General features: G+C 62.9%; 9 protein-coding genes. All 9 read right to left on the bottom strand.

The window, feature by feature from the left end:
* Positions 1 to 2526 (bottom strand): strawberry notch-like NTP hydrolase domain-containing protein (locus C6W91_RS20335; protein WP_370571504.1); only part of this gene is annotated, 2526 nt, incomplete at its 3' end.
* Between the two features lie 102 nt (positions 2527 to 2628).
* Positions 2629 to 2781: a hypothetical protein gene (locus C6W91_RS20330; RefSeq protein WP_009820264.1), complete on the bottom strand. Its 153-nt coding sequence runs from the start codon at positions 2779 to 2781 to the stop codon at positions 2629 to 2631.
* Complete coding sequence (locus C6W91_RS20325; RefSeq protein ID WP_009820263.1) at positions 2771 to 2935, bottom strand: hypothetical protein; 165 nt, start codon at positions 2933 to 2935, stop codon at positions 2771 to 2773. The genes C6W91_RS20330 and C6W91_RS20325 overlap by 11 nt, the downstream gene beginning before the upstream one ends.
* A gap of 94 nt (positions 2936 to 3029) precedes the next feature.
* Positions 3030 to 3548, bottom strand: coding sequence for a type II toxin-antitoxin system YhaV family toxin (locus tag C6W91_RS20320; protein ID WP_274836641.1), 519 nt, complete (start codon positions 3546 to 3548; stop codon positions 3030 to 3032).
* Positions 3545 to 3871, bottom strand: coding sequence for a type II toxin-antitoxin system PrlF family antitoxin (locus C6W91_RS20315; protein ID WP_005668772.1), 327 nt, complete (start codon positions 3869 to 3871; stop codon positions 3545 to 3547). Before C6W91_RS20315 ends, C6W91_RS20320 begins: the two co-directional genes overlap by 4 nt.
* Before the next feature lie 124 nt (positions 3872 to 3995).
* Positions 3996 to 4649, bottom strand: a complete 654-nt coding sequence (locus C6W91_RS20310) for a hypothetical protein (protein ID WP_274836639.1) — start codon at positions 4647 to 4649, stop codon at positions 3996 to 3998.
* Positions 4649 to 5242, bottom strand: a complete 594-nt coding sequence (locus tag C6W91_RS20305; RefSeq protein WP_025042408.1) for a hypothetical protein — start codon at positions 5240 to 5242, stop codon at positions 4649 to 4651. Before C6W91_RS20305 ends, C6W91_RS20310 begins: the two co-directional genes overlap by 1 nt.
* A 76-nt stretch (positions 5243 to 5318) precedes the next feature.
* Positions 5319 to 7301: a ParB/RepB/Spo0J family partition protein gene (locus C6W91_RS20300; protein WP_370571503.1), complete on the bottom strand. Its 1983-nt coding sequence runs from the start codon at positions 7299 to 7301 to the stop codon at positions 5319 to 5321.
* Positions 7302 to 7458: 157 nt separating this feature from the next.
* Positions 7459 to 7619: DUF3768 domain-containing protein (locus C6W91_RS20295; protein WP_370571505.1), on the bottom strand; the 161-nt coding region annotated here is incomplete at its 5' end.

The raw sequence follows: 7619 nt of genomic DNA, 5'->3' as shown, positions 1-7619 counted from the left end.
CGCCGAACCCGCGAGGTGGGGAAATTTGCGCCAGCACTTCCGGGGAAATTCAATCCAGCATTTACAACCCTCGACGAGTTCATCCTCCGGGTCCATCGCCTCAAGCCGACGCTTCAACAGGCTTTCGCCTGTAGAGACCACCTGGATGACGCAAGCCTTGCCCGCTGCCAGATCGTCCTTGATCGCGCGGATGATGGTCGGGGCTTTCATGCCCATCAGGAGATGGTTGAAGAAGCGCTGCTTCGTGCTCTCGAAGCGGGACTTGGCCGAGGCGCGTGCGGCCGAGGCATTGGTCTCCCCCGAGGCGTCATTGACGCCAGTCGCGGTCAGTGCAGCCTCGAGATTGTGGTGGATCGTGCGGAAGGCTCCCGCATAGGCATCGTAGATCTCGATCTGGGCCGGAGTGAGCGCGTGTTCGAGCACATCATACTCCACCCCATCAAAGCTGAGGGCGCGGGCCGTGTAGAGCCCGAGCGTCTTGAGATCGCGGGCAACCACCTCCATGGCGGCGACACCGCCGGCTTCCATCGCAGAAACGAAGCTCTCGCGGCTCGGGAAGGGGTATTCGGGGCCTTGCCCCCAGAGACCGAGACGCGCGGCATAGGCCAGGTTGTGCACGCTCGTGGCGCCCGTGGCCGAGATATAGAAGACGCGAGCGCGGGGTGCTGCCAGTTGCAGCCGCAGGCCAGCAAGGCCCTGCTGGGAGGGTTTGACCCCCCTGCCCTGCTCAGACCCTGCCGCGTTCTGCATGGCATGGGCCTCATCAAAAGCGAGGACGCCTTCGAAGTCTTCACCCATCCAGTCGAGGATCTGGCTCAGTCGCGTGGTACCGCATTTGCCCGCGGACCGCAGCGTGGCGTAGGTGACGAAGAGGATTCCGTCGCCCATCGGGACGGGCTGATCCGGTTTCCATTTGGAAAGTGGCTGGATGTCGGCAGGCGAGCCGCCGAGATCGGTCCAGTCGCGGATCGCGTCCTCGATAAGCGTGGCGGATTTGGAGACCCAGATCGCCTTCCTGCGCCCGGCCAGCCAGTTCACGAGAATGAGCCCCGCGCATTCGCGGCCCTTGCCGCAACCGGTGCCGTCGCCGAGGAAATAGCCAAGGCGATAGGCACGTGTATCCGGGTCATCATCGGCGCGCGTCAGCTTGGTCTGGTCGTCATCGATCGCGAACCGACCCGGCAGGTCGCGCCCATGGGCGTCATGCGCCATGATGATGGTTTCCAGCTGCGCCTCAGAGAGATGTCCCTCCTCGATCAACCGTGCGGGCAGGCGCAAGTCATCACTGCCCGTATTTGAGGGCATGGGCGGGGCAACCGAGGCCATGGCGATGCTTTCAACGAGCGGCGTTGGATGTTCCTGCGCATCCGCAATCTCGATCCGTTGCGGACGGTAGCGCGCATAGATGTCCGAGATGGGCATGTTGTTGCGCGGGGTCTGAAGGCTCGTGAAGCTGAGCGGACGGACGGCATTGGCCCTGGCTGTGGGGGCGGTGATAACACCGGCAGCGGTCTTGCGCGGGACAGATGATCGAACGGTCGGCCGAGCATGAGGGATCGCTTCAACCCGTTGGACCGGGCTCATCTCGGTCCGTGTTGCGGCCACGGCATCGACAAATGGAAGGGCTTCATCCAGATCGCACAAAGTGGCGCGGATCATCTCGCCGCCCTCCTGCACCTTGTCGAAGACCATGAGCTGGGTTTCGACAGAGGTGCCGAGCTTGCGATAGACCTGTCCCGGCATCGTCAGCGCCAATCGCGGCGTCAGGAGACCGCAGGCGCGGGACCAATGCGCGGCATCGCGTTCGGGCGTGAACCCCGGCGGCATGATCGCCACCAGCCGCCCACCGGGCGCGAGACGCTTTGCAGCCGCGATGAGATGTTTGGCGGCGATGTGCTTGTCCCGCGACCGATCGACCGAGGAGGCGAAGGGCGAATTCATCACCACGACGTCGGGTAGAACCGGCGTCTGCAGCAGATCATCGATATGCTCGCCGTCATGGCCTGTGACCTCGCCGCCGAAAACCGCGCGCAGGAGGCGCTGGCGAAAGGGGTCGATCTCGTTGAGCAGAAGCGTGGCACCGGCCCGGGCGGCGAAAGCAGCCAGGGCACCGGTGCCAGCCGAGGGCTCCAGCAAAGTCTCGCCCTTGCGAACGGCTGCCGCCCGCACGACCATTGCCGCGAAAGGCAACGGCGTGGAAAACTGCTGCAGCCGGATCTGCTGCTCTGACCGGCGGGTTTCCGTCAGCAGCCGCGAGGCAAGCAGCTTTGCAGCGGCGATGTCACCTGCCACGCCGTTCCCACGCAGCAGCACCTGGACAGCCGCGGCCTGCATCAGGTCATATGCCATGCGCCAGTCCCAGGCACCGCCGGCATCGCTGCCAAGAAACGTCTCGCGCATGACGCGCGCGAGCGCTGAGCTGCGCAGGGGTTGGTGGTGGATCTCTGTGCCGATAAGCGCTAGCGCAGAGGCGAGATCGGCTTCGGAGATTGCGAGAGCCGGGTTGGCCGTTCTGGGTTTGGACATGGGGATTTTCCTTTGGATCAGGGTCTGAGTTCCAAAGGACAAAAAGCCCGCTTTCGCTTTTCAGGATGACTGGGTTAGACCGCGCTGACCTCCAAGGCTTGGTCAGGACTTGGGTTCGACCTCCCGTTTCGCATCAATCAATGCCTGTGCGGCCTGCATCACCTGAACTTGAGATGTTCCCGTGCATTCCTCCTCCAGCGCGGCCTGCACCTTCGCGCGAAACCACGCGTCATACGAATTGACATCAGCCGCCACGGAAATGCTCCTCGAGCCCGATATCCAGCAGCTTGCCGAGGTCATCGGGCATGTCTGCAACGTGCACAGCAATTGGGAAACGGTGCCCCGTCAGGTCAGGCGCGCATTGCTCCTCTAGCCCGAGGTGCTGCCTATCCTTTTCCGTTTCGTCCATTGTGCTTTCTCCGACCATATTTTTAGCCGATGCTACATCTTCCAGCGTGGCGTCGTAAACGATAATGCCAAAGGGTCATAGCAAGCTGGCCCACTTACCGATCGGGCACCGCTTCAAGGGATTTCTCGAACCGCTTGTCCGCCGCTGCAGCTTCTTTCAAGAGCGCGTCGAAATTGTCAGGCGGATTGCCATCTTCCAACATACCTTTGAACGTCGCATAGGCATCCGTCTTGCTGCCGTAGGCGCGCAGGGTCTTGTCGTCGTTCACCCAGGCCACCACGATGACCTTCGCATCGCTGTTGAACCGATAGAACAGCCGATACTGCTGGAAGAATTTCGCCCGGAACCAGTGCTTGCGGTGATCGCCGAGCGTGCCGCCTTGCCGGAAAGCGGCGGCACCCGGATCTGCCGGTATGGCCTCGGTGACCAGCTTGAAGATGGCGGCCAGCCGTTTCGTGGGGTTTTTCTTGCGCCAAGTCTTAGGATCGCGTGCCTTACGCGCCTCGACCTCCAGGGTCAGCCCTTCGAGCTGGTCCAGAAAGAGCGGATGCGCATAAATCGACCATCCGTTTACGACAAGGGGCGCTTGGGCGGGCACGCTATCGCCGCTCATTCATCCTCGAGCGATAGCGGCGCATCGAGATCGACGTCAACGTCTCCGACCAGTGCTGCAAGACGGTCATGCAAAGCCCCATCGAACGCCCGAATGCGGTCCGGATGCGCCTTGATATCGGCCTCGACAAAATCGAGAAAGGCTCCGAGCACGGGATCTTCCTCGTCGCTGCGCACGGGCTCGATATAGACCCTGCCACTCGGCTCGGTGCAGTAACGAATCTGGTCGCCCTTGCCCAACTTGAGCTGTTTGCGCACACCCGCCGGCACGGTCGTCTGATACCGATCCGTGAGTTTCGAGACATCTTGTGCGAGCGCTGTCATGGCAATCTCCTGAAAAAAAGGGTCTTTGCTGTCCACGACAGGTAATGCATTTGCATTGCCTTGTCAAGACAAGCCGCAGGATCTGCTGTCGCCGGGCAGGCCGATGAACCGTCCGGCGCAGGACCTAATGTCGCCCCGCCAGGAACTCCGCCAGCACCGGGCTAGCCGCACCTTTCGCGGAGCTGAGCAGCTCCGAGCCCGCAAGCGAGGCCTTCGACAGGCGTACGAGCCCACCGGTTTCCTCGATGCGGTAGCAGCGGCGTTTCTGCCGGCCCCGCCTGTAGTGCGTCGCGGTGACGATCTGGCAGGTGCTACCATCGGTGAGCGTCACAGGGGTGGCGAGCCTGATCTTGTCGCCCTCCTCGTAGTCTGGAATCGACGCCCAATCCCGGCAGCGCTGGCGCCAGTCCTGGGCGTAGCTGTCCGGGTCTTTCAGGTCGGAGAGAAGCTCGATCAGCCCAATGGGAGCACGAGACTCGTTCGGGCCAGCACTTTCCTCCATGTCCTTGTATCCCCAGCAGCCGTCATCGTATCGGGTGAGGAAGACAGCCCCGAGCGTGATGGAGCCATCCGCATCGGTCACATAGGTCGCGTCCTCGACAGGGGTGCCGTCGAGATTGGTGACCCTTGCCGCCGCATACCAGGTGGAGCCGACCTTGCAGGCTTTGACCAGTTCCGTCTTGCGCCTTTCGCCCTCGAAGGTGCACAGCCGAGCAATCTCCGCTTTCTCATCCGCGTAGGTTTTAACGCGGCCGTCGGTGTAGAAAAGCCATCCCATTATGCCGCCCTCCGGTCATCGATTTCCATCAATGCATCGAGCGGCACGCGGTAGGGCTGCATGGCGTCGAAATCCTCGCAATTGCCGCAGTTCTGCACGATCGCGAAGGTGTCGCAGGCATCCTTGAGGATGACCCGGAAGGTGCCGCCAAGACCTGAAGGCACCTCGTAGGTTCCGCCGATGAGGTAGTCCGAGGCGCGGCGCACGAAGACACGGATGCTGTGACCATCGGTGGCCAGCCGGATGGCCCCCCGCCCCCGGTCGATGAGAACCTGCACGTCATCCAGGATGTCAGTGTAGAACTGGCCGGTCAGATCGCGAAACGCCATGCGGCGCTGCGCCATCCAGTCGGTATCCCGAAACGGGTTCATGCCGTCGGCGAAGGCGAAGGAGGGATCGGCCTGCTCGGTGGTAACGATACGGGTGGTCGTGCCATCGATGCCGTTTGAGCGCAGATGCACACCATTGCCGACGATGAGGATCAGGGCCGGCCTGTCCACGGGCCCGTTCCAGTTGGGCAGGAAGGTTTTGCAGGCACGCGCATGTGCGATTTGCGCCGCAACAGCGGAGGCAGAGAACTTGAGAATAGCCATGGGGATGTCTTTCCGTTGGGTGTGGGAGGGTCGACCCGCGCGGGCGGCGTGGTCCACGCGCGGGTCGCGTGAGGACTCAGGCCGCTTGCGCGATGTCGCCGTCAGGCTCCGGGGTTTCCGCAGCGGGCTCCGCCTCATCAAAGGCGACACCGGCGGTCTGCATCATGGGCGGACACCAGGCGCCCACGGCAGCGCGCTGCGCGTCCGTGAGCGTGGCGAAGGGTTCAGCGAAGAGCTTGTCGCAGAAAGCGACGATCTCCTTCTTGCTCGACGAGGCTAGCGTCACAGCCTCCTGGGCCAGACCCAGATCCTCGCCGAGGATCTTCAGGAGCCAAGCCTTCTTGAAGCGGTTGAAGAGCGCCGCATTCGGCGTCCAGTGGGCGCGGATGTCGGGCATGATCTCGATCTCGAACGCATGCATCAGGCTGTCGCGCTGGCGGTCCCGCGCGAAGCAGGACTGCGTGGTGCTGGCCGTGGCATAGGCCACGAGCTTGGCCTTCTCGCCGGCCTCCAGCGCGCGAAACGCCGCGAACTGATCGGCGGGCGCGCGGGTGTCATCGAGCCAGGAGAGATCAAGCGCATCATGCGCCGCCGCCACCTGCTCGAGCGAGGTCTCGTCGATCTCGTCCATCTTGGCATGGCTGCGGTATTCCTTGCGGGCATCGATCTTGATCGCCTGCGTGACACTCATGCCGCTGGCCAGAACGTCACTGACCAGCTTGAAGAGCGTCAGATCGAGCGTGGCTTCCGGATGCAGCGCCATCGCGGCCCCAAGCGCCATGGCTCGCTCGGTCTTGAGGTCCTCAGCCAGTGAGGCTGGATAAGTGATTTCGCCCGGGTCCGGGGCCTCCTCCCCGGTCGGGCTAGCCGAGGAGCCGCGCGCGCCCTCCTCTTTGATGGTGTCTTCCGGGCGGACGAGACCAACATGGAGCGTGATCTGCCCACCCTGCCACGAGGCGATCACCCCAGACCGTGCGAGGTCCTCGGCGCTGTAGGCCTCCTGCAGGTCGCGGGCTTCCTCTTCCAAGGCGTCCACGCGCTCGTAAAGCGCGTTGTAGGCACCGTCCTCGAGCCCCTCATCCTCCATCTCGAGCTGCAGTTTCTCGAGTTCGGCGGTGATCTCATCGATGCGCTTTTGCGCAGCCTCATCAGGCTCGATCTGGCCGGGATAAACGCGGCCGTAGTCGGCCATGGTCGCGTAATCATAGCGGACCATCGCATCGGCCCAGGCAAAGCCCAGCTTTATGCGGGCCTCTTCGGCAGCAGCACCGAGCTTCTCGAGCAAGATGGTCTCGACCAGCGCCGCATCCTCAAGCACGGAATGCTCTTCAAGAAGGTCAGCCGCGACAGCACCGCCACGCGCCTCGTAGTCTTCGCGCACGAAAGCCCCAATATCATCTTTGACTTGCACCCCGCGGGATTTGAGCGCCTGACGGACCGTGTAGGCCTGCAGATAGCCGCCGTCTTTTGTGAGCGCCTCGAAGACCTCGCGCTGCGCCTCCTGGCTCGGGTGCTCGGCGAAGGCTTTCATCGTGTCGAGCGTGATCACCTTGCCCCGGGCCGCGGCGCGGATGTCGGGGTGGATAAGGCCATAGCGCAACCGGCCTTTCACGGCCGCCACCGTGGCGCCGAAGGTCTTTGCGATCGTCTCGGGCGTCTGGCCGTCGACCTCCATCATCCGGGCGAAGGCCTCGAACTCGTCGATGGCATTCATCGGTGCCTGGGTGATGTTCTCGGCGAGCGACAGCGCCGTGGTGACGTCGCACTCCTCAGGGACAAGGCGGCAGTCCACCTTGGTTTTCGCCGTGAATCCCTTGCTGGCCTTGTCAGCTATCAGCTCCTTCAGGGCTGCATGGCGCCGGCCACCGGCGAGGACAGCATATTTGCCGTCAAGATTCTGAACCAGAAGCGGCTGGAGCAGGCCCAGCACAGCGATACTGGCCTTCAGATGGGCGATGTTTTCGGGGTCATAGGTTTCCGGGGAGTTGCTGCGCACATTGGCGGGGTGGGCGACAAGATCGCCGATGGCAACGGTGAGAGGGGCAAAGCTTGTGGTCATGGGATATCCTTCCAGGTGGGTGAGGTGTGGCCCGCGCATTCACATGCGCGGCCAATCCCCGTCTTCAGGGATCACCACGACAAAAGGCCCACTTTCCCTTTGAGGGGTCAGTGGGCCTTCATCGCCTGGGGTGTCAGGAGGGGAGTCCCCTGCCCTTCTACCAGTCGCGCGCCAGTATGATGGCCAGCACGCGCATGGTGGTGGCGGGATTGTCCGGGGTCTCAGCCCCGTAGCGGAAATCCGAGTCTGCTTCATAGAAGTTTCCATGCAGGAGGTTGCGCGAACCGGATAGGTTGGGCGCAGATTCACAAAACGGGA

Origin of the sequence: Phaeobacter sp. SYSU ZJ3003, from assembly GCF_041300735.1 — a bacterium.
Taxonomy (GTDB): Bacteria; Pseudomonadota; Alphaproteobacteria; order Rhodobacterales; family Rhodobacteraceae; genus Phycobacter; species Phycobacter gallaeciensis_A.
This window is presented reverse-complemented; position numbering and strand designations above follow the sequence as displayed.